Here is a 21,567-nt window from a genome sequence, read left to right on the forward strand (position 1 = left end):
GCGCTGCCGGTGGATCAGAGCATGCCGAGGTTCGTGTCCAGCTCGAACGGCGTCACCTGGTCGCGGTACCGCTTCCACTCCTGGCGCTTGTTCAGCAAGACGAAGTTGAAGACCTGCTCACCGAGGGTCTCGGCGACGAGCTCGGAGTCCTCCATGAGCGACAGTGCGTGGTCGAGGCTCGCCGGCAGCTGGCTGTAGCCGAGGGCCTTCCGCTCGGAGTCGGACAGGCTCCAGACGTTGTCCTCGGCCTCGGCGGGGAGCTCGTAGCCCTCCTCGATGCCCTTCAGGCCGGCGGCGAGCAGCAGCGAGTACGCCAGGTAGGGGTTCGCGGCGGAGTCGATGCCGCGGTACTCGACACGGGCGGACTGACCCTTGTTCGGCTTGTACAGCGGCACCCGGACGAGCGCCGAGCGGTTGTTGTGGCCCCAGGTGACGAAGGACGGGGCCTCGTCACCGCCCCAGAGCCGCTTGTACGAGTTCACGAACTGGTTCGTCACCGCGGTGATCTCCGGCGCGTGCCGGAGCACACCGGCGATGAACTGCTTGGCCGTCGGCGAGAGCTGGTACTCGCCGCCGGGCTCGTAGAACGCGTTCTGGTCGCCCTCGAAGAGCGAGACGTGCGTGTGCATGCCGGACCCGGGCTGACCGGACAGGGGCTTCGGCATGAAGGTCGCGTACACGCCCTGCTCGATCGCCACCTCCTTGACCACGGTGCGGAAGGTCATGATGTTGTCCGCCATGGTCAGTGCGTCGGCGTAGCGGAGGTCGATCTCGTTCTGCCCGGGACCGGCCTCGTGGTGGGAGAACTCCACCGAGATGCCGAGGTCCTCGAGCATGCGGACCGAGCGCCGACGGAAGTCGTGTGCGCTGCCGCCGGGGACGTTGTCGAAGTAACCCGCCTGGTCGACGGGCTGCGGGCCGCCGTCCTTCCAGTCACGGCTCTTCAGCAGGTAGAACTCGATCTCGGGGTGCGTGTAGAAGGTGAAGCCGCGGTCGCTCGCCTTCGCGAGGGTCCGCTTCAGGACGTTGCGCGGGTCGGCCACGGCGGGCTGCCCGTCCGGCGTCGTGATGTCGCAGAACATCCGCGCGGTGGGGTCGACCTCACCGCGCCACGGCAGGATCTGGAAGGTCGAGGGGTCCGGGTGCGCGAGCACGTCGGCCTCGTACGACCGGGTGAGCCCCTCGATCGCCGAACCGTCGAACCCGATGCCCTCGGCGAACGCACCCTCGACCTCGGCCGGTGCGATGGCGACCGACTTGAGCGTGCCGATCACGTCGGTGAACCAGAGTCGGATGAACTTGATCCCGCGCTCCTCGATGGTGCGGAGCACGAAGTCCGTCTGCTTGTCCATGCACGACCTTTCCGTGTTCGCCGGGCCGCGTCGCGGCTCGCCGGAGGCCGCATCGCGACCGTGCTCACAGGCTAGTGCCCGAGCCGCTGGTCGTGGGCGGGACGCGCGCGGTCGACGTCCCGCGCGGCCGGTTGTCAGGGGTACCGACCAGTATCGGAGTGGTACCGATCCGCGAAGGAGCACCGTCATGGCCGTCCTCGACGCCACCGAAGTCCTCACCCAGACCCCCATGCCTGCGCCGGAGCCGCGCGGCCCGTTGAGCGCGGCCGTCCTCGACGCCCTGCTCTCCGGTGCGCCCGGGGAATCGCTGCCGACCATCGCGGCCGCCGCCGTCGCCGCCGCGTCCGACGTCCTGCACGACGACGACGTCCAGCTCGCGCTCTTCGTCCTGTACGAACTCCACCACGGCGGGGTCCACGGGGTCGACGACCGGTTGGAGTGGGACACGACGCTGCTCGCGACGCGCGCCGTGCTCGAGACGGCGCTCGAGTCCGCCGTGCGCGCCGTCGTCCCGGTACCGGAACGGCCGGAGGCCACGGCCGAGGCGGTGTCGGCAGCCCTCTTCGCCCTCACCGCCGCCGACAGCGGACCGAGTGTCTCCCGATGGGTGGCACGCAAGGCCGACCGTGAGCAGATCCGCGAGTTCCTCGTGCAGAAGACCGCCTACACGCTGAAGGAGGCCGACCCGCACAGCTGGGCGATCCCCCGCCTGTCCGGCCGCGCGAAGGCCGCGCTCGTCGAGATCCAGTCGGACGAGTACGGCGGTGGACGGCCCAAGCGCATGCACTCGGCGATCTTCGCCCGGACGCTCCGGGCCGCCGGGCTCGACGACTCGTACGGCGCCTACGTCGACCACCTGCCGGCGATCACGCTCGGCGCGCTCAACATGATGACCATGTTCGGGCTGCACCGGCGCCTGCGCGGCGCGATCGTCGGACACCTCGCCGCGTTCGAGATGACGTCCTCGATCCCGAGCAAGCTCTACGGGGACGGGTTCCGCCGGAACGGGTTCGACGAGGACGCGACCTGGTACTTCGACGAGCACGTCGAGGCCGACGCCGTGCACGAGCAGATCGCCGGTCGCGACCTCGCCGGCGGGCTCGTGGAGGCCGACCCGACCCTCCTGGACGACGTCATGTTCGGCGCGGCGGCGTGCCTGACGGTCGAGGGGATGGCCGGCGCTCAGCTGCTCTCGAGCTGGGAGGCCGGACGCAGCTCGCTCCGCCGTCCGCTCGGCGACGTCGCCGTCACGTCGGGCGGTGTCACGGTTGTCGCGTGAGCAGGCCGACGAGCCGTCGATCGTCGCCTACCCGGACGGGCCGTTCCTGCTCCGCGGCGACGTCGCGGTGCTCGGGCCGGACGGACAGGAGCTGCCCCGGCGCCGCCGCACCGTGGCGCTCTGCCGGTGCGGCAAGTCGGTGCTGAAGCCGTACTGCGACGGCACGCACAAGCTCATCGGCTTCCGCACCGAACCCGAGCTCCCGGCGGACGGCAGCGACCGCTCCGCCGAGTAGCGGGTCAGCCCTCGGCGTCGGCCGCGTCCGCGCGCTCGTTGTTCGCGCGGATGCGGTCGAGGGCGTGCGCTGCCTCGTCGCGGGTGGCGAACGGACCGATGTGGTGTCGGTTCGTCGACTTGAGGCCCTGTTCGACCTCGCCGGTCTTGTCGTTGTACCACCACTGGGACTCGATGCGTTCGTCGCTCATGAGCCCGACCGTACCCGCCGACCGCACGGCGCGGGCAGGCCGCTCCGACCCGCCGCTAGAGTGGAGCGCATGCCCCGGGACGAACACGGACACCTGACCGCCGGCCGGATCTCCCCGCAGCGGCCGGTCCCGAAGGACATCGAGCGTCCCGAGTACGTCGGCAAGGTGGAACCGCACGAGCACGGCCTCGGTGACATCTACACGCCCGACGAGGTCGACCGCATCCGCACCGCCGGGCGCATCGCCTCGCAGGCCATCGACGCGGTGGGTGCCGCCATCCGCCCGGGTGTGACGACGGACGAGCTCGACCGGATCGGGCACGAGTTCGTCGTCGGGCACGGTGCCTACCCCTCCACGCTCGGCTACCGCGGCTTCCCGAAGTCGCTCTGCTCGTCCCTCAACGAGGTCATCTGCCACGGCATCCCGGACGACACGGTGCTGCAGGACGGCGACATCGTGAACATCGACATCACGGCGTACAAGGACGGCATGCACGGCGACACGAACCGCACCTTCGTGGTGGGCTCGGCGTCGCAGGAGGTCCAGGACCTCGTCACCCGGACGGAGGAGGCCCTGCGCCGCGGCATCCGCGCCGTCGCCCCCGGCCGGCAGGTGAACGTCATCGGCCGCGCCATCGAGTCGTACGCCAAGCGCTTCGGCTACGGCGTCGTCCGCGACTACACCGGTCACGGCGTCGGCCGGGCGTTCCACTCCGGGCTGATCATCCCGCACGTCGACGACGTCCGGTACGACACCGTCATCGAGCCCGGCATGGTCTTCACGATCGAACCCATGCTGACGCTGGGCGCGATCGACGCCGACATCTGGGACGACGACTGGACCGTGACCACGCGGGACCGGTCGTGGACCGCGCAGTTCGAGCACACGCTCGTCGTCACCGAACGCGGCGCCGAACTCCTCACCGTCTCCTGACCGCACCACCCCTCAGCACGTCTACCGGAAGGCACCGTTCCTCATGACCTCACTCGCAGTCGGCGTCGACATCGGCGGTACAGGCATCAAGGGCGCGATCGTCGACACCGAGTCCGGTCAGCTCACGACCGACCGCATCAAGAAGGCGACGCCCGAGGGCGGGAAGCCGCAGGACATCGTCGACGTGGCCAAGTCGATCCTCGACGATCTCTCGCCGGCGTCGGACGTGGCCGTCGGTGTCTGCTTCCCGGCGATCGTGCGCGGCGGCAAGACCATGTCGGCGGCGAACGTGTCGAAGAAGTGGATCGGCTTCGAGGCCGAGGCGCTCTTCGAGAAGGAACTCGGTCGCTCGATCCACTTCGTCAACGACGCCGACGCCGCCGGGTTCGCCGAGCAGCAGTTCGGTGCCGCGAAGGGCCGTGACGGCCTCGTCATCGTGACCACCCTCGGCACCGGCATCGGCACCGCCCTCATCAACGACGGCGTGCTCATCGTCAACGCCGAACTCGGGCACCTCGAGATCGACGGCGTCGACTACGAGACGAAGGCGTCGTTCGCCGCCAAGGAGCGCGACGACCTGTCGTGGAAGCACTGGGCGAAGCGGCTGCAGAAGTACTACTCGCGCCTCGAGGCCCTGCTCTCCCCCGAGCTGTTCGTCGTCGGCGGCGGGGTGTCGAAGCAGCACGAGGAGTTCCTGCCGTTGCTCGACCTGCAGGCCGAGATCATCCCGGCGACGCTCCGGAACAACGCCGGCATCATCGGTGCCGCGACCCTGGCCGCGCGCAGTAACGGCTAGACTGCTCGGAGCGAACGGGTCGGTGAGACGGTCGCGTCACTCCCCCAGGAGTGCCGAGGAACGTCCGGGCTCCACAGAGCAGGGCGGTGGGTAACACCCACCCGGAGCAATCCGCGAGACAGTGCCACAGAAAGCAGACCGCTGGCGGCGACGTCGGTAAGGGTGAAACGGTGGTGTAAGAGACCACCAGGGGTCCGGGTGACCGGATCCGCTCGGTAAACCTCGCCCGGAGCAAGGTCAGACAGAGGACGTCGAGGCTGCTCGCCGAGTCCTCGGGTGGACCGCTGGAGGCCGACGGCAACGTCGGTCCGAGAGAGATGGCCGTCACCGCGGCGGAAGTCGCGGGACAGAACCCGGCGTACGGCCGGCCCGTTCGCCTCGATCCACACAGCACGGCCCCCGACACCGCGAGGTGTCGGGGGCCGTCGTCGTCGACTCAGAGGCCGGACTCCGCCGTCCGCACGAGGATCGCGTCGCTGTCCGGGCAGAGCACGACGTCGTCCGGTGCCGCTGCTCGGATCGCCGCCAGGTCGGAGTTCGTCAGCGTCACCCCGGACGCCGTCGAGACGCCGCCCTGCAGGAGCGACGCGCCGAACCCGTACCGCGCACGCTGCCGCTCGTAGAGGGCGAGGAGGTCCGCCGGGACCGCAGCAGCCACGTCCGCCCGCGCCTGCACGGCCGCGACGCGGTCCTTCTCGAACCGGGCGATGCCGTCGTCGCGGACGCCCATGAGCCGTCCACGCTCGCCGTCGAGCTCAGCGAGTTGCGCCTCGACGTCGCCGACCCGTGCACGCAGGCGGTCGAGCGTCTCCATGACCTCGAGCTCCTGCGTCTCGAGGTCACCGATGCGCCGGTTCAGCGAGTCGAGTTCGTTCTGCAGCCCGGCGGCGTCCTTCGCGTTGCCGACGTTCTGGAGCAGGGTCGTGTCCCGCTCGACACGGGCCTGTGCGGTCGCGGTGTCGGACTCGAGCCGGGCGAGGTCGCGTTCGGCGTCCTCGACCTCGCCGACGGCGACGACGAGCTGCGCGCGGAGGGCGGCGGCGCGGGTGCCGAGTTCGGTGAGGTGCTCGCCCTTCTGCAGGGAGCTGATCCGGTGCGCCAGACGCGTGATGTCGTTGTCGAGTCGCTGCAGGTCGAGCAGGGTGGCCTGGTCCTCGGGTGCTGCCTTCATGGTCAGGCTCCTTCGTTGGGTGCGGATGGCAGGACGGCGAAGTCCCACGGGTCGGTACGGAGGTCGCTCACGGTCACGTGCACACCGGCGGCCGCACGCAGCTGCTCGGCGGCGACGTCCAGCCAGAGCCACTCGGTCGCCCAGTGGGACGTGTCGACGAGCGCCGGTCCGTCCGCGAGCAGTGCCTGTTCGCGGAACTCGGACGCGGGGTGGTGCCGGAGGTCGCTCGTCACGTAGACGTCGGCGGCCCGCACGGCCGGGTGCCCGAGGTACGAGTCCCCCGCCCCGGCGCAGAGCGCGACCGTCCGGACCGGGTGGTCGTACTCCCCGGAGACGCGGACGCCCGTCGCGGTGGCGGGCAACACGTCGACGATCCGTCGGGCCAGTGCGCCGAGGGGCATCGGCTCGGGCAGCACGCCGACCCGGCCGATCCCGGTGATGCCGTCCGCCGCCGGGTCGATGGGGCGCTGGTCGACGAGCCCGATCCGCTCCGCGAGCACCGCCGACGTTCCGGTGGTGACGACGTCGGCGTTCGTGTGGGCCGCGAGCAACGCGCAGCCGCCACGGACCAGCGTGGCGAGCACGGACCCCTTGACCGTGGACTCGTCGATCGTCGTCACCCCACGCAGCAGGAGCGGGTGGTGGGTGAGGAGCAGGTCCGCGCCGGCCGCGACCGCTTCCCGCGCGGTGTCGGGGACGGCGTCGACGGCGAGGTGGACGTGCTCGACCACCGCGTCCGGATCGCCGGAGACGAGGCCGACGGAGTCCCAGGACTCCGCTCCGGCGGTCGGCCACAGGGACTCGACGACGGACTGCAGTTCTCGGAGCGTCGGCATCCCGTCAGTGTACCGAGGCGCGGGGCCCGCTCCGGGTGTCAGCGGCGGCCGACGAGGCGCAGCACGCGAGCGACGAGACGCGACCGCCAGCCGGGGCCGGCGGTCGTGTCGGCGGCGTCCCGGGCCTCCCGGTCGGACCCGTCGACGTCGGTCGCGGAGTCCGTCGGCCCGCCGACCGTGTCGTCGGAGACGACGGGCGGTGCGGCCGGGACGGCGACCGAGACCACGGGCGTCTCGCCCGTGTGGGCGCGGAGCACCGCGGCGAACGCCTCGCGGTCGACGACGGTCGGGCCGGTGGCCGGCTGGACCAGCGGGGTGGGGCGGCCCGAGGCCGACAGCGGCGGTGAGACCGGGGCGCCGGACAGGAGGCCCGACACGGGGCGGACGGCCGTGCGCGGCCCGACGGCGGTCACGGTGGCAGCGCTCGGCGCGGGTGCGTCCGCGTCGTCGGCTCCGTCGAGGTCGGCGGGCAGGTCGAGCGCGACGGGCTCGGCCACCGCGCGGTGCGGTGCTGGCAGCAACGGGCGGACGGCACCGACCAGGACCGGTGCGGTCGCGGCACGGCGGAGCGCGGCCCGCTCGCGGCGGTCGGCCTCGAGGGCGGCGTCGGCGAGGAGGTCGGCGAAGACCTCGCGGGCGAAGGCGCGTGCCCCGTCGATCTCGGCGGCCGAGACCTCGGTACCGGCCAGTCCGGCGACGACGGCCTCCCAGGCAGCGAGACGGGCGAGGTCCTCGTCGCGGACACGGACCTCGTCCTCGAGCAGGTCGATGCGCTCGATCGTGGTGCGGCCGCTGGTCGCGCTCAGGGCGACGGCCAGGTCGTCGAGGCGGAGGGCGAGACGCTCGGGCGGTTCCGGGAAGGAGGGGGCGCAGACCGCGACGTGGCGCGCGCGGTAACGGCGGAAGGCACGGTCGTCGCGCTGCTCGACGGCACCTTCGTCGGCGACCGGAGCGTCCGCGACGGGAGCGTCCACCACCGGAGCGTCCGCGACGGGAGCGACGGCGACGGGAGCATCCGCGACCGGAGCATGCGCAGCCGGATCGTCGACGTCCGGAGCGTCGACGGCGGGGAGCACCGGGCGGCGGACGGGACCGGTGACCGGGGGCACGACGAGGTCGGCCACGTACGGGGAGCGCGTCGCCGGGGCGTCGCGCAACCACTCCTCGAGTTCCCGACCGAAGGGGTCGACGAGGGGGGTGCGTGCACCGGACTGCGTCTCCATGTGAGGAGTATGAATATCGCGCGGTCCGGATCGGCGGACATCCGCGGAGTGTCGCGCGATCGGCTGGCATGTCGCACTGGACGTGAGCGGCGTGTCGGTCGCTCGGAGCGATCCGCGGGGTCAGCCGTGCAGCGTGTCGCGGGGGTACTCGCCGAAGCGACGCGCGTACGCAGCGGAGAACCGGCCGAGGTGCGCGAACCCCCACCGCAGGGCGACGGTCGCGACGGTGGTGTCGAGGGGTGACGCTGCCCGGAGTTCGTCCCGGACCCGGTCCAGCCGGATGCCGCGCAGCATCGCGTTCGGGGCGACACCGATCTGCCGTTGGAAGGCCTGCTGCAGCCCGCGGACGCTCAGACCGACCTGTTCGGCGACGTCCGTGGTGGTGATCGGGGTGTGGGCGACCGCGTGCATGTACTCCACGGCCGCACGAACGCGTCCGGAGGCGCCGACGGGGACCGGGACCTGGCGGGTCAGGACGTGGTGCGGGAACGTGCTGAGCAGGGCGAGGGCGGTGCGCCGTGCGACCTCGGCGAGGGCGAGCACGGACATCGGAGCGGCCCCGAGGACGACCGGCGCCCACTCCTGCACGTGCAGGTTCCAGGCACGGGCCGCCTCGACCCCGGGTGCCACCGCGTGGTCGAGCACGACCGTGCCGGGCTCGGCGCCGTGGACCTCGGCGGCGACGCGCTCGACGACGGCACGGTCCACCTGCACGAGGTTCTGCCGGACGTCCATCAGGTCGAAGCGGAACGGACGGTCCGAGGGGAACACGACGGGACGGCCCGGGACGAGGGCGACCTCGTCGCGGCCGACGTCGACCACGCCGCCGCCGTCGCTCACCCAGGTCACGACGAACTCGTCCGGGGACGCGACCTCGCCGACCATCCGTGCGTCGTACCGGGTCGAGCGGAAGGACATCGTCGCGTCGCCGACGGTGCGGAAGCGGTACCCGAACGGTCGCTCCGATCGCTCGGGGAGGAAGCCCGAGGCGTCGTACGCGTCCTCGAACAAGGTCCGAGCGGCGTCGAGGTCGTTCCCGGTCATCTCGACGACGTTCCGAGGGTCGGGTGGCACGCACATCACGGGCATGCTGACACGGCTTGGACCGAGTCTATGAATCCGGATCGACCAGGTGCGGGAAACGGCTCACGCCGCGCGGGTGGCCTTCCGCACCGTCCACCGGTTCTCGTCGCCGTGACGGTCGTAGCGGAGCTCGTCGACGACCATCTGCACGAGGGCCAGCCCACGGCCGCTCTCCGCGAACTCGTCGGGCAGGGTCGCTCCGGCCACGTCGACCGCGGCGGGACGACCGTCGTCGGTGATCCGGGCCTCCAGCCCGTCGGACGCGACGGCCAACGTCAGCGAGCACGTCAACGGGACGCCGGCGGTGGCGTGCTCGATGACGTTCGACGCGAGTTCGATGATCGCGAGCTCGAGGGCCATGCGATCCTCGACGCTGATCGCGGGCTCCGACGTCCAGACGTCGGCGAGGAAGTCGTGCACGGACGAGACGTCGTCGGGCGGTGACGCGAAGTCGAGCCGGTGTTCCCCCACGACGGCCCCGGTCAGACCCATTCGCTGACGGCTTCGTCGCCGTCCGCGTAGCTGCGGAGGATCTTGTCGATGTTCGAGAGCTTCAGGACCATCGCGACCTGCTCGGAGGGAGCGGCGATCCGGAGGTCGCCGCCGGCCTGGCGCGCGGTCTTCAGTGCGCCCACGAGTGCGCCCAGACCCGACGAGTCGAGGAACTCGACCTTCGACAGTTCCACGGCGACGCGGGGGCGACCGCCCTCGATGACGGACGCGACCGTCTCGCGGAATGCGGGGGCCGACACCATGTTGAGGCGGCCCGAGCACTCGAGCACCGCCGCTTCCGTGCCGGCTTCGTGTACGACGATGTCCATTGTCTCCGGGTCCTCCTCGAGAACGTGCGCGTGCCTTCCAGCGAGGCTACCGATTGTCGACGACCGGGGGAACAGGACGCGCTGACTCTCGCGACCCCGGTCCGGGGGGATCAGCCCGTGTTCTGCAGTCCGGCGGCGATCCCGTTGACCGTCAACAGCAGCAGGCGGTGGTCCGCGTCGGTCGTGTCGGTGCTGCCCGAGGTGCGGATCGAGCGGAGCGCCCGGAGCTGCAGGTGCGACAGGGCGTCGACGTACGGGGAGCGGAGTCGCACCGCACGCGCGAGCACCGGACGGTCCTGCAGGACGTCCTCGGCACCGCTGATCCGCAGGACCCACGAGCGGGTGCGGTCCATCTCGGCGAGGACCTTCTGTCCGAGGTCACCGCGGTCCGCGAGTTCGAGGTAGCGGCGGGCGATCTGGACGTCGGTCTTCGCGAGCGACATCTCGACGTTCTTCAGCAGGGCGGCGAAGAGCGGCCACTCGGCAGCAGCGGTGCGCAGCAGCTCGAGGTCGCCGACCGCCTCGAGCGCGGACCCGAGGCCGTACCACCCGGCGAGGTTGATGCGCGCCTGCGTCCACGAGAACACCCACGGGATCGCCCGCAGGTCCTCGAGGGACTCGACGCTCAGGCCGCGGCGAGCCGGACGTGATCCGAGCGGCAGGAGCCCGAGTTCCTCCATCGGCGTGACCCGGGCGAACCACGGCGCGAACCCGTCCGCCTTGACCAGGTCGTAGAACGCGGCGCGGGAGACGTCGTCGAGCTGCTGCGCCAGGTCGGCGAACTGCTCGGCTGCGACCGCCGTGCGGGACTCGTTCGACGGCGAGGACGCGAACAGGGTCGCGGAGGCCATCTGCTCGAGGTGCCGGGCGGCGATGTCCTGGTCGCCGTACTGGGCGAAGATGACCTCGCCCTGCTCGGTGAGCTTGAGCCGGCCGTCGATCGACCCCGGCGGCTGCGCGAGCACGGCCTCGTTGGCGGGACCGCCGCCGCGACCGAGCGAGCCGCCACGGCCGTGGAACAGCGTCAGTTCGACGTCGTTCGCCGCGGCCCACGTCGCGATGCGCGCCTGCGCGTCGTACAGTGCGAGGTTCGCCGACACGGGGCCGACGTCCTTCGACGAGTCGGAGTAGCCGAGCATGACCTCGAGCCGCCGACCGGTCGCGGCCAGGCGTCGCTGGAACGGCTCGGTCCGGACGGCCTCGTCGAGGATGTCGACACTGGCGTGCAGGTCGGCGAAGGTCTCGAACAGCGGGATCACGTCGAGCACCGGGGCGGCCTCGACCGAGCCGAGCGCGGCGACCGCGAGCTCGTGCACGTTCGCCAGGTCCGCCGCGGACTGCGTGAACGAGACGATGTACCGGCTCGCCGAACGGACGCCGTACCGACGCTGCAGGTCCGCGATGGTCCGGAAGACGGCGAGGACCTCCTCCGTCATCTCGCTGCGTGCTCCGCCGGCCCGGATCTCCGCGAGGGCGGTGCGGTGGACCTGCGAGTGCTGACGGACCTCGAGTTCGGCGAGGTGGAAGCCGAAGGTCTCGACCTGCCACACGAGGTTCTGCAGCTCGCCGTTCGCGGCCCGGACGGCACCGGCGGCGGTCAGGGAGGCCTGCACGACGCGGAGGTCCGTGAGGAGCTCGTCGGGACCGCTGTACGCGAGCGGACGGTCGTCGCGGCGGGTGGCGTCGATGCGGGCGGCGATGAAGAGCAGTGCCCGACGGTGCGTCTCGTTCGGCGCGCGGATGCCGATGCGCTCGGCGACCTCCGGGTCGAGCGACTCCTGCGCCGCGACGAGGGCGGTGAGGCCGGCGTCCGCGGGGGTGTGGTCGGCGTCGAGCGTCAGGGCGCTGCCGATGCGGGTGGCGGCGCGGGTGAGACCGAGCAGGATGTGCTCGGCCGCGATCTCGGCGGCCTGGCGCGTGACGTCGGCGGTGACGTGCGGGTTGCCGTCGCGGTCCCCGCCGATCCACGTGCCGAAGCGCACGAACGCCGGGGCCTGCACCGGGGCGCGGCCGGCGTCGTCGCCCTGCAGCCGGTCGTCGAGCAGTCGGTAGACCTGGGGCACGATCTCGAAGAGCGTCTGGTCGAACACGCTCATCGCGGTCCGGACCTCGTCCAACGGGGTGGGCCGGGTCGTCCGCAGCGGCGAGGTGCGCAGCAGCGTGGCGATCTCCTCGAGCAGACGTCGCTCGTTCTCGGCACGGGCGGTGGCGTTCTTCGTGCGGTCGCGTTCGTCGATGAGGTCCGTGATGCGACGGACGCCCGTGGTCACCGCACGACGGCGGGCCTCGGTCGGGTGCGCGGTGAGGACCGGGTGGAACCGGAGCCCCTCGAGCCGGGCGGCGGCCTCGTCGGCGCCGACCTGCTCCACGAGCTCGACGAACGTGGCCGGGAAGGAGTCGCCCGGCAGGCCGCCGTCGTCGCCGCGGGAGCGGAGCACGCGGACGCGGTGGTGCTCCTCGGCGAGGTTGACGAGGTGGAAGTACGAGGTGAAGGCGCGGGCGACCTCTTCGGCGCGTTCCGCGGAGAACCCCGCGACGACCGCCTCGGCCCGCGCGGCTCCGTCGGCGTCGGTGTTCTCGTACGCGTGGATGACCGCCTGGCGCAGCGCCTCGACGTCGCGCAGCAGGTCGGGCCCGCCGGTCTCGCTGAGCACCCGGCCGAGCAGGTTGCCGAGGTACCGGACGTCGGCGCGGAGGTCGCTGTCGACCGCTCCGCTGACGTCGTCACGCGCCCGTCCGTGGCGCGTCGAGCCGTCGATCGTCGTCATGGAGGTCCTTCCCGGGTCGGTCCGGGCTGTCCCGCCCGGGTCGGTCCGGGCTGTCCCGGCGTGGCAGCAGCGTACCGGGCAGCGCAGCCTCGTGACGACGACCGTCTGGACGGGCGGACCAACGGCGGTCCGCTGGGTGGGTCAGGCCGGGTCGGCGAGGACGGACGGCAGCCGCGTGCCGTCGACCGCCGCGAGCAGCCCGGCGTCGAGCCGGTACGCGAGTTCGACCTCGGCGATGACGCGCTCCCGCTCGTCCTCCGTCCACGGGGCCGCGTCGAGTTCCGCCCGGTAGGTGTCCGTGAACGCGGCCGGGTCTGCCACCTGGTCGAAGATCCACAGCAGGACGCCGTTCGTCTCGAACCCGAACTGGTCGGCGAGCAACCGGCCGATCGCGTGGCCGCCGGTCAGGTCGCCGAGGTAGCGCGTGTAGTGGTGTGCGACGAACCCGCCCGGCCACGTCGCCGCGACCTCGTTGAGCCGTCGCACGTACGCCGTCGTCGCCGGGAGCGGCGTGAGCAGCTCGTCCCAGTCGGGCCCGACCAGGTACTCGAGGTCCGCACGGATGCCCGGCATCCTGGTCAGTCGGCTCGTCACGAACGGGGCCGCGACGGGGTGGTCCGCCATCCGGTCCGCCGCGCGTTCGAGGGCGTCGTACACGAACGCGTACTGCCCGAGCAGTGCCGCGTAGTCGGCGACGTCGCACCGCCCCTCGACGAGGTCGTGCATGAAGCCGTGCCCGGCCGAGACGCCGTGCGAGCGCCGGGTCCGGGCCCGCAGCGCCTCGGAGAACGGGACGACGTTCGTGCTCATGAGGTGAGGCTAACCTCACTTGATGCCCGTCGTCACGCACCGACGGGAAGACCCAGGAAAGGAGGCTCGTCCCCGATGAGCCCGAAGCCGAACCGCCCGCAGCACGTCCTGGTCGTCGTCCGGACCGAACGACTCACCCCGCACATGGTGCGCGTGCACCTCGGAGGACCCGGGTACGACGCCTTCGTCGGCGACGCCGACCCGGAACGCCTGGCGATGACGGACAAGTACGTGAAGCTGCTGCTCCCGCAACCGGGCTCCGGGCTGCGACCGCCGTACGACCTGGAGGCCCTCCGCGCGACGATGCCGAAGTCGGACCTGCCCGCCCGCCGCACGTACACGGTGCGCGCCGTGGACCCGCTCGCACGGACCATCGCGATCGACTTCGTCGTGCACTCGTCGGCAGGGCACGGCGACGACGGACTCGCCGGACCCTGGGCGGTCGCCGCGCAGCCCGGGGACCGCATCGCACTGTCCGGTCCCGGCGGCGGGTACGCACCACCGACCGACCCGACCGTCATGCACGTGCTGCTCGGCGACGACAGCGCCCTGCCCGCGATCGGTGCCGCCCTGGAGGCGATGCACCCCACCGCCACGGGGGTCGCCCTGGTCGAGGTGGCCGGCCCCGCCGACGAACAGCCGCTCGTGCACCCGACGGGCGTCACGCTGCGGTGGCTGCACCGCGACGCGGTCGGGGCCGAGCCCGGCACGCTGCTGCTGGCGGCGACCCGGGAGCTGCCCAGGGCCTCCCGGCCGGTCCGGGTCTTCGCGCACGGCGAGCGTGCCGCGATCAAGGCGATCCGTCGGGTCCTGCAGGACGACTGGGGACTCGAGAAAACGGACATGTCACTGTCGGCCTACTGGGCGCTCGGGCGCGCCGAGGACCGGTTCCAGGAGGAGAAGCGCGAACCCGTCGGGGTGGTCTTCCCCGACTGAGCTGCCGCCACCGGCCGGTCGGACGGGAGGCCCGCCGCGCGTCGGTGGTCACCGGTAGCGTCCCGCGCATGGTCCGGCCCCGAGACGTCCCGCGCTGCTGCGTGCCCGGCTGCGACCGCACGACCACGGACGGCGTGCCCGTGCCGCTGTGCCTCGGACACGTCACCCTGGTCGGCGACTTCGCCGCGGAGCACGTCGGCGTCGAGGACCTGCTGCCCGGCCCGTGCATCGTGTGCGGCGGACGCATCGGCGTGCGCTTCCCGACCGGGACCCTCTGTGCCGTGTGCGAGTGGCGGTTCGGCGACGTGCCGGACGGCGAACTCGGTGCGCCGCGGGTCGACGTCGTCTACTACCTGCGGATGCGCGACGAGAGCGGGGACCGGGTCAAGATCGGCACGACCGCGAACCCGCGGCAACGGCTCGGGCGGATCGCGCACCAGGACCTGCTCGGGTTCGAGCGGGGCGACCGGACGCTCGAACGACGGCGACACGCCGAGTTCGCGGCTTCGCGCTACCCGGGCACCGAGTGGTTCCGCGTGACGCCGGAGCTCCTGGCGCACGTGGGCACGGTCGCCGCGGGCGCCCCGGACCCGTGGGCGCTGCACACGCGGTGGGTCAGCGAGGCGCTGGCGCTCCGGGCCTGAGGCAGCGAGCGGCGCTCTGGTCCCGAGGCAGCGATGGGTCCGAGGCAGCGAGCGGCGTTCCGGACCCGAGGCATCGACCGGCGTCCCGCGCCCGACACGCGGTCGGCGGTGACCGCGGTCAGCGGGCGTAGGCGTCGACGAAGAGCGTGCCGCGGATCTCCCGCAGGACGTCGACGAGCCGGTCGACCGTCCGGCCGGACACGCCGGACACCTGGAGGTCCCACGGACCGAGTGCCGGCAGCCGCCCGGTGCGGATGCGCACGACCTCCCACCCGACGGCACGGGTGGCGCGGTCCTTCCGGCGGTCGGAGTCCTCGCGGGAGCCCACGTGCTCGAGCCCGTGCCGCCCGGTCGAGTCGTACTCGATCGCGACGCGGAGCTCGGGCAGCACGATGTCCGGCCAGACCTCGACGTGCTCGTGGAACGGCCGGTCCAGGCGGATCGCGGTGTGGTCGAACGTCAGGTCGAGCCGGTCGCGCAGCGCTGCGCGGAGCTCCGCCTCGACCGCCGAGGCCGGCGCCGGGGCACACCGACTGACGAAGGACTCCCCCGACGGCAGGCGCGGGGTCTTCGGGCAGATGGTCCGGGGTGCGGCCGAGCGGGCACCGCCGGTCCGTCCGGTGCGGCGGCTCCCCCGGCGCGTCGACGCCACCGCGCCGCTCGGCACCGCGGACGAGGAGGCCCCGGTGGCGACGGCGCGGGCACCACCGCGCGCGGGCGCGGCCGGCAGCGTCTGCCGACCGGTCGTCCGCACGGCGCGCTGCGGGACGGGGACCCCGCTCGGCCAGTCCTCCGGCAGGACCGGCCAGCGCTGCGGCTGGGCGAGCACCGCACACTCCGGGCACCACACGGACCGTCGGCGCTCACGGCCCGGCCGGGACCGCTGCTCGGACGGTGTCGCGACGAACACGTGGCCGACGTCGCACTCCCACGTCAGCAGGACGTCGGCGGCCGGCGGCACCTGCGTGAGGACGACACCGGCGTTCCACTCCGGGTGGTACTGCCGCACGAGGACCGGCCACGACGCCCACTCGGCTCGGAACTCCCCCACGGCGTAGGGCACCGGGACGCCGCGCGACCACTGTCGGCGGCGCCACCACGCATCGACTGGTTCGGCCACGAGCGGCACGGTAGGACGAGCCACCGACACCGACCGGATCGGCCCTCGCCGACACCGACCGGGACCGCTTCGCTCAGGTCGGCGGGGTGACGAACGTGAACCGCTCGGGACCGGCGTCGGACCCGTCGTCGAGCACGCGGATGCCGGATTCACGGCAGGCGGTGATGCCGTCGCGGTGCACGCGCTCCGGCCGAGGCCGCTTCGGTACGCCGGCGCTGCCGAAGACGGCCCACGCGTTCGCCGCCGCGGCGCTCGTGAAGCGGGTGCTGTACCGGACACCGGCGAAACCCGCTGCGTCGAAGGCCCGGGCCCACGCCTGCGGCACCCGGTAGTCGCCCATCGTCTGCAGCTCCGCCCCCACGCCGGACCGGACCGCGAGCGGGTCGGTGACGTCGGCGAAACGCCGGCCGCGGGAGGCGCGCGCGGCCACGACGACCATCTCCCGAGCCCGTGCCGCGAACACGGTGTTCGTGGTCAGGGTGTGGTGTGCGAGACGCTCCCGCACGGCGACCTCCACCGAGTCCGCCCAGTAGCAGGTGCCCCGCGGAGCGGCGAGGTCGAAGCGGCCGCCGTCGATCCCGTCCGCGTCCGCCGGGGTGGAGGCGAACCACCAGGCACCGCGGTCGTGCCGCTTCGCCCGGTAGAAGGTGGTGCCGCGCGACTCCACCGCGGGGAAGGCCGACAGGTCGACGCCCGCGGCCGGGGGCTGCTGGGCGACGTCGCTGCGCCGGGGCTCGTGTGCCGGGGTCATCGCGTGCGGCTCAGGCGTCCGCGTGCCAGGCGTTCGCCGCGCGACGGGCGGCAGCGAGCACGGGCTGCACGCGACCGTCCCGGAGCGCATGGGCGGCGGTCGTCCCGCCGAACTCGTCGGCGACGGTGTTCAACCAGAGCGCGCTGCCCCACGGGTCGATGCCGTCGCGGTCGAGCAGGTCGAGGACCTCCCGCAGGTGCGGGAGCGGGGCGCCGGAGGCACCGAACTGGAACGACGGGAAGATGCGGGTGCCGTCCCCGATCTTCAGGCCGAGCAGGTCGCGCTTCTGGCTCGCCTTGTGGATCGCCTGCCGGCTCACACCACGCCAGGTCGCGAGCGAGGTCGTGTCGTAGAACGGCCCGATGAGGGCGTCCGCCTCGTGCTTCACCGCGGGCAGGGCGGCGAGCATGCGTTCGGCCAGCGCGTCGACGTCCGCTGAGTCGGAGAGCGCGCCGTCCGCCCGGCCCTGCCGGACGAGGTCGGTGACCGCCTCGACCAGTGCGGTCTCGGTGGCGGAGAGCCCCCGGCCCGCGCGGCGGTCCGCGTCGGCCGTGGCGCCGGAGCGCTGAGCGCTCGCACCGCGGGTGGCCGAGCGGTGCAGTGTCGATTCCAAACCGGACTCCTGTCGTCAACCGTGTCAACCACACGCTACGCGCGGGGCGACAACCGTGTCAACCCGTCCTGCCGGTTCCGCTCCCCGACCGCCGGACGGGAGGCGCGGTGCGCGTCCGGCGCCGCACCTCCCGTCCGGCGACCCCGCGTCAGCGGGTGTCAGTGCTCGTCGTAGTGGTCCTCGTGACGGGCGTGACGGTGCCCGTCGTGGACGAAGTCGACGTGGTCGTCGTGCTCGACGGTCTCGTGCTCGCCGCCGTCGCGCTCGTGGTCGTGCTCCTCGACGCCGTGTTCGGCGACGCGGTGCTCGCCCTCCGTGGGTCCGTCGACGGTGGGGTCGGTCGTGTCGGTCATGGTGCCGTCCTTTCGTGAGATCGGTTCTCATGGCCACCGTACGGGCTCGTCCCCCCGATGTCCGCCGGCGGACCGGCAGACCCGTCGGACCTTCCCCGGGACGCCGTGCCGTGCCAGGGTCGGACCGTGTACACCGACATCACCGGACCGGACCTCACCTCGTACCGCGGCAGCGTCGCCGAACCGGACGACTTCGACGACTTCTGGCGACGCACCCTCGCGGCAGCGCGGGAACACCCCGTCGCCGTACGGACCGAGCGGGTCGACACCGGCCTCACGACGGTCGACACCTACGACGTCTCGTTCGCCGGCTGGGACGGGCAGCGCATCGCCGCGTGGCTGACGGTCCCCGCGGGCAGCAGCGCCGACGCTCCGCTCCCCGCCGTCGTGGAGTACCTCGGCTACGGCGGTGGACGCGGCCTGCCCACCGAACGCCTGCTCTGGGCGTCGTCGGGCGTCGCGCACCTGCTCATGGACACCCGCGGCCAGGGCTCCGGCTGGGCGACCGGCGACACCCCGGACCCGGACGGCAGCGGACCGGCGATCCCCGGCGTGATGACCCGCGGCATCGAGTCGCCCGACACGTACTACTACCGGCGCCTGACCACCGACGCGGTCCGCGCCGTCGACGCCGTGCGCGACATCGACCTCGTCGACGGCCGACGGGTCGCGGTGCTCGGCGGCAGCCAGGGCGGCGGGATGGCGATCGCCGTCGCCGGCCTGGTGGAGGGACTGGCCGGGGTGTTCCCCCGCGTGCCGTTCCTCTGCGACCACCGGCACGCCACGCAGATCACCGACGCGTACCCGTACCACGAGGTCGTCGACTACCTGGCGACGCACCGCACCGCCACGGAGCAGGTGTTCGGCACGCTCGCGTACTTCGACGGCGTCCTGCACGCGGCCCGCGCGACCGCACCGGCGTGGTTCTCGGTCGCGCTGATGGACCCGATCTGCCCGCCCTCGACCGTCTACGCGGCATACAACGCCTGGGCTGGCCCGAAGGAGATCACCGTCTGGGAGTACAACGGCCACGAGGGCGGCGGGGCGCACGAGGACGCCGACACGCTGCCGCGGCTCCGGGAGTTGTTCGGCTGACACCGGTGCGACCGCGGCGACCGGCCAGCGGGCGAGCACCGGTCCGGTCACCGGGGAGGGCCACGATGTGACGCTGCGTTGCGCCGTGTAGCGCCGTGTTGCGGAGTGTGCCGCCGTGTTTCGTCCTCCGTTGTGAGCGGGGCGGAGCCCTCGTACCGTCGGGCCACCGACCGGCACCCGCCGGCCGGGTCACCGACGTGAGGGACACCGATGACCGACACGGCCCCGGCGCACACCGCCTCCTCCCGCACGCTCGTGTTCCGCACGGTGCACCCCGACGACCCTGCCGTCGCCCCGCTGCTCGCCGACCTGGAACACGAGTACGACACCCGGTACGGCGACTCCTCCGACGAGCCGGCTTCGGTCGAGCTCCGGCGTTGGCCGGCGGAGGACTTCGTCGCCCCCCGCGGTGCCTTCGTCCTGCTGTTCGAGGACGACCAGCTCGTCGCCGGCGGCGCGTTCAAGCCGTACGACGCGGAGACCGTCGAGCTCAAGCGCATCTGGACCGCGCCGGCCGCACGCGGGCGGGGGCTCGCCGGGCTCGTCGTCGCCGAACTCGAGGCAGAAGCCCGCCGCCGTGGGTTCCGCCGCGTCCACCTGACCACCGGGCCGCGGCAGCCCGAGGCGGTCCGGCTCTACCTCCGCTCCGGGTACACCCCCCGGTTCGACCGCGGACGGCCGCCGGAGGAGATCGGGATCCACCCCTTCGAGAAGGTGCTCGACGAGGCGGAGGCGGAGCGGGCCTCCCGTCCGGAGACCGACCCGGACGTCGTCCTGGCGGGGCGCGCCGCGCTCGACCGGCCCGTCGTGCCGCTCCGGCACCCGCTGCGGTGGCTCGCCGCCGCGGTCGTCCTCGTGCTCGTGCTGAACCTGGTGCAGACGCTGTTCACCAACCCGTCCTGGGGGTGGCCCCGTGTCGGGACGTGGCTGTTCAGCCCGGCGATCCTCACCGGACTGCAGCTGACCCTCGTCGCGACCGCGTTGAGCGCGGTGATCAGCTTCGCCGGTGGAGTCCTCGTCGCGGTCGCCCGGATGTCGCCGAACCCGGTGTTGTCCGGGCTCGCCTGGGGCTACGTCTGGCTGTTCCGGTCGGTGCCGCTCATCCTCGTGCTCGTCTTCCTCTACAACCTCGGCTCGCTGTACCCGTCGATCGGCGTCGGGATCCCCTTCGGGCCGCAGTTCACCGTGCCGACGACCGACCTGCTCGGCGACCTGGCGATCGGGGTGCTCGCGCTGAGCCTCAGCGAGATCGCCTACGCGTCGGAGATCGTCCGCGCCGGGGTCCTCGCCGTCGACACCGGGCAGCGTGAGGCGGCGCAGGCGCTCGGACTCCCCCGTCACCGACAGTTCCTGCGGATCGTGCTGCCCCAGGCCCTCCGCTCGATCGTGCCGGCGTTCGTCAACCAGCTGATCGGGCTGCTCAAGGCGTCCTCGCTGCTGTTCTACGTCTCGCTGCTCGACCTGTTCGGGGTGGTGCAGAACCTGTCGAGCACCTACCCGACGGACGTCATCCCGCTGCTCGTCGTCGCGACGCTCTGGTACCTCGCACTTACCAGCGCCGTGTCGGTCGTGCAGTACCACGTCGAGCGGTGGACGGCCCGCGGCTCGGTGCGCGAGCTGCCGCCGACCCCCTGGCAGCGGATCCGTGCCGCGCTGCGGGCTGCCCGCCGCACCGCCGCCACCCGTCCCGCGACCACGGCGTCCGACCCGTCCGTCGCATCGACCGCCGTCAGGAGCACCCGATGACCGCCGCCGTCTCCGTCCGGAGTGCCGTGAAGGCGTTCGGCGACCACGTCGTCGTCGACGGCGTCGACCTCGACCTGCCCGCCGGGAGCGTGACGGCGGTGCTCGGACCCTCCGGGTCGGGGAAGTCGACGCTCCTCCGCGCGATCAACCACCTGGAGCCGCTCGACCGCGGCGTCGTCACCATCGGCGGCGAGCCGGTCGGGGTCCGCGTCCGTCGCGGCCGCGACGGCCGTGAGCGCCTCGAGGAGCTACCCGAACGGATCATCCTGCGGCAGCGCTCCCGGATCGGGTTCGTGTTCCAGCACTTCAACCTGTTCCCGCACCTCACCGCGCTCGAGAACGTCGTCGAGGGGCCGGTGGCCGCCGGGGTCCCCGCCGACGCTGCCCGGGCACGCGGCAGACAGCTCCTCGACCGGGTCGGGCTCGGTGACCGCGCGGACAGCCGACCACGGCAGCTGTCCGGCGGCCAGCAGCAGCGCGTCGCCATCGCCCGGGCGCTCGCGCTCGAGCCCTCGGTGGTGCTGCTCGACGAGCCGACGTCGGCGCTCGATCCGGAGCTCGTCGGCGAGGTGTTGTCCGTCATCGCGGACCTCGCCCGGTCCGGCACCACGCTCGTCGTCGTCACGCACGAGGTCGCCTTCGCCCGCGAGGTCGCCGACCACGTCGTGTTCCTCGACCGCGGCCGCGTCGTCGAACAGGGACCGCCGTCGCAGGTCATCGATGCGCCGGCGCACCCGCGCACCCGCGACTTCCTCGCCCGCGTGCGCTGACCGCGCGGCTCTCCCACACCCCGTCCCACCCGATCCCCTCGT

Annotated in this window: 23 protein-coding genes and 1 other RNA gene; 10 read left to right on the forward strand and 14 right to left on the reverse strand. The window is 72.7% G+C overall.

Annotated features, from left to right (window positions below; genetic code table 11):
* Positions 1-14 precede the first annotated feature (14 nt).
* Positions 15-1,352 (reverse strand): type I glutamate--ammonia ligase, encoded by a 1,338-nt coding sequence (glnA, locus tag DEI95_RS07630; protein ID WP_110889700.1) that lies wholly within the window; start codon positions 1,350-1,352, stop codon positions 15-17.
* 187 nt (positions 1,353-1,539) lie between these two features.
* On the opposite strand from glnA, the gene DEI95_RS07635 reads away from it, so the two are divergent.
* Together DEI95_RS07635 and DEI95_RS07640 are read left to right on the forward strand one after the other, a co-directional pair.
* Positions 1,540-2,631 carry an iron-containing redox enzyme family protein gene (locus DEI95_RS07635; RefSeq protein WP_258367518.1) on the forward strand — a complete coding sequence of 364 codons (1,092 nt, stop codon included), beginning with the start codon at positions 1,540-1,542 and terminating at the stop codon, positions 2,629-2,631.
* A complete protein-coding gene (locus DEI95_RS07640; protein WP_309146378.1) occupies positions 2,612-2,866 on the forward strand; it encodes a CDGSH iron-sulfur domain-containing protein in 255 nt (84 codons plus the stop codon). Before DEI95_RS07635 ends, DEI95_RS07640 begins: the two co-directional genes overlap by 20 nt.
* Before the next feature lie 4 nt (positions 2,867-2,870).
* On the opposite strand, the gene DEI95_RS07645 is transcribed toward DEI95_RS07640, so the two are convergent.
* A complete protein-coding gene (locus tag DEI95_RS07645; RefSeq protein ID WP_110825426.1) occupies positions 2,871-3,056 on the reverse strand; it encodes an SPOR domain-containing protein in 186 nt (61 codons plus the stop codon).
* Positions 3,057-3,125: 69 nt separating this feature from the next.
* On the opposite strand from DEI95_RS07645, the gene map reads away from it, so the two are divergent.
* The 3 genes from map to rnpB all read left to right on the forward strand — a co-directional run bounded on the left by map (position 3,126) and on the right by rnpB (position 5,161).
* Entirely contained in the window at positions 3,126-3,989 is an 864-nt protein-coding gene (map, locus tag DEI95_RS07650; protein ID WP_110889698.1) for a type I methionyl aminopeptidase, read from the forward strand.
* A gap of 43 nt (positions 3,990-4,032) precedes the next feature.
* On the forward strand, positions 4,033-4,785 hold the full coding sequence (gene ppgK / locus DEI95_RS07655; protein WP_110825424.1) for a polyphosphate--glucose phosphotransferase: 753 nt from the start codon (positions 4,033-4,035) through the stop codon (positions 4,783-4,785).
* Between the two features lie 15 nt (positions 4,786-4,800).
* Positions 4,801-5,161, forward strand: an RNA gene (gene rnpB / locus DEI95_RS07660) — RNase P RNA component class A.
* A 60-nt stretch (positions 5,162-5,221) separates the two neighbouring features.
* Here rnpB and DEI95_RS07665 read toward each other — a convergent pair.
* The 8 genes from DEI95_RS07665 to DEI95_RS07700 all read right to left on the reverse strand — a co-directional run bounded on the left by DEI95_RS07665 (position 5,222) and on the right by DEI95_RS07700 (position 13,497).
* Positions 5,222-5,956 carry a zinc ribbon domain-containing protein gene (locus DEI95_RS07665; protein WP_110825423.1) on the reverse strand — a complete coding sequence of 245 codons (735 nt, stop codon included), beginning with the start codon at positions 5,954-5,956 and terminating at the stop codon, positions 5,222-5,224.
* Positions 5,957-5,958: 2 nt separating this feature from the next.
* Positions 5,959-6,792 carry a Nif3-like dinuclear metal center hexameric protein gene (locus DEI95_RS07670; protein WP_110825422.1) on the reverse strand — a complete coding sequence of 278 codons (834 nt, stop codon included), beginning with the start codon at positions 6,790-6,792 and terminating at the stop codon, positions 5,959-5,961.
* Between the two features lie 38 nt (positions 6,793-6,830).
* Complete coding sequence (locus DEI95_RS07675; protein ID WP_111059860.1) at positions 6,831-8,015, reverse strand: hypothetical protein; 1,185 nt, start codon at positions 8,013-8,015, stop codon at positions 6,831-6,833.
* A gap of 120 nt (positions 8,016-8,135) precedes the next feature.
* A complete protein-coding gene (locus DEI95_RS07680) occupies positions 8,136-9,059 on the reverse strand; it encodes an AraC family transcriptional regulator (RefSeq protein WP_181419581.1) in 924 nt (307 codons plus the stop codon).
* Positions 9,060-9,161: 102 nt separating this feature from the next.
* Entirely contained in the window at positions 9,162-9,590 is a 429-nt protein-coding gene (locus DEI95_RS07685; protein WP_110825420.1) for an ATP-binding protein, read from the reverse strand.
* The gene (locus tag DEI95_RS07690) at positions 9,581-9,919 is read right to left on the reverse strand and encodes an STAS domain-containing protein (RefSeq protein ID WP_110825419.1); all 339 of its coding nucleotides are present in this window, start codon (positions 9,917-9,919) and stop codon (positions 9,581-9,583) included. The genes DEI95_RS07685 and DEI95_RS07690 overlap by 10 nt, the downstream gene beginning before the upstream one ends.
* A gap of 110 nt (positions 9,920-10,029) precedes the next feature.
* Positions 10,030-12,687, reverse strand: a complete 2,658-nt coding sequence (locus DEI95_RS07695; protein WP_111059861.1) for a phosphoenolpyruvate carboxylase — start codon at positions 12,685-12,687, stop codon at positions 10,030-10,032.
* Between the two features lie 141 nt (positions 12,688-12,828).
* Positions 12,829-13,497: a heme oxygenase (biliverdin-producing) gene (locus tag DEI95_RS07700; protein ID WP_110889693.1), complete on the reverse strand. Its 669-nt coding sequence runs from the start codon at positions 13,495-13,497 to the stop codon at positions 12,829-12,831.
* 75 nt (positions 13,498-13,572) lie between these two features.
* Between DEI95_RS07700 and DEI95_RS07705 the strand changes: the two genes are divergently transcribed.
* Complete coding sequence (locus DEI95_RS07705) at positions 13,573-14,433, forward strand: siderophore-interacting protein (protein WP_111059862.1); 861 nt, start codon at positions 13,573-13,575, stop codon at positions 14,431-14,433.
* 68 nt (positions 14,434-14,501) lie between these two features.
* Positions 14,502-15,077, forward strand: coding sequence for a GIY-YIG nuclease family protein (locus tag DEI95_RS07710; RefSeq protein WP_110889691.1), 576 nt, complete (start codon positions 14,502-14,504; stop codon positions 15,075-15,077).
* Positions 15,078-15,195: 118 nt separating this feature from the next.
* On the opposite strand, the gene DEI95_RS07715 is transcribed toward DEI95_RS07710, so the two are convergent.
* The 4 genes from DEI95_RS07715 to DEI95_RS07730 form a co-directional block, all read right to left on the reverse strand.
* Positions 15,196-16,197 (reverse strand): hypothetical protein, encoded by a 1,002-nt coding sequence (locus DEI95_RS07715; RefSeq protein ID WP_111059931.1) that lies wholly within the window; start codon positions 16,195-16,197, stop codon positions 15,196-15,198.
* A 73-nt stretch (positions 16,198-16,270) separates the two neighbouring features.
* Entirely contained in the window at positions 16,271-16,948 is a 678-nt protein-coding gene (locus tag DEI95_RS07720; RefSeq protein ID WP_111059863.1) for an RES family NAD+ phosphorylase, read from the reverse strand.
* A 10-nt stretch (positions 16,949-16,958) separates the two neighbouring features.
* Positions 16,959-17,561, reverse strand: a complete 603-nt coding sequence (locus DEI95_RS07725) for a hypothetical protein (RefSeq protein ID WP_111059864.1) — start codon at positions 17,559-17,561, stop codon at positions 16,959-16,961.
* Between the two features lie 158 nt (positions 17,562-17,719).
* Positions 17,720-17,914 (reverse strand): zinc transporter permease, encoded by a 195-nt coding sequence (locus DEI95_RS07730; protein ID WP_111059865.1) that lies wholly within the window; start codon positions 17,912-17,914, stop codon positions 17,720-17,722.
* Between the two features lie 126 nt (positions 17,915-18,040).
* On the opposite strand from DEI95_RS07730, the gene DEI95_RS07735 reads away from it, so the two are divergent.
* From DEI95_RS07735 to DEI95_RS07745, 3 genes are all read left to right on the forward strand, one after another.
* Positions 18,041-19,009: an acetylxylan esterase gene (locus DEI95_RS07735; protein WP_258367519.1), complete on the forward strand. Its 969-nt coding sequence runs from the start codon at positions 18,041-18,043 to the stop codon at positions 19,007-19,009.
* Between the two features lie 210 nt (positions 19,010-19,219).
* Positions 19,220-20,755, forward strand: coding sequence for a GNAT family N-acetyltransferase (locus DEI95_RS07740; RefSeq protein WP_111059867.1), 1,536 nt, complete (start codon positions 19,220-19,222; stop codon positions 20,753-20,755).
* Positions 20,752-21,525 (forward strand): amino acid ABC transporter ATP-binding protein, encoded by a 774-nt coding sequence (locus DEI95_RS07745; protein ID WP_110825409.1) that lies wholly within the window; start codon positions 20,752-20,754, stop codon positions 21,523-21,525. Before DEI95_RS07740 ends, DEI95_RS07745 begins: the two co-directional genes overlap by 4 nt.
* Positions 21,526-21,567: the final 42 nt, after the last annotated feature.

The organism is Curtobacterium sp. MCBD17_008, from assembly GCF_003234475.1.
Lineage (GTDB): Bacteria > Actinomycetota > Actinomycetes > Actinomycetales > Microbacteriaceae > Curtobacterium.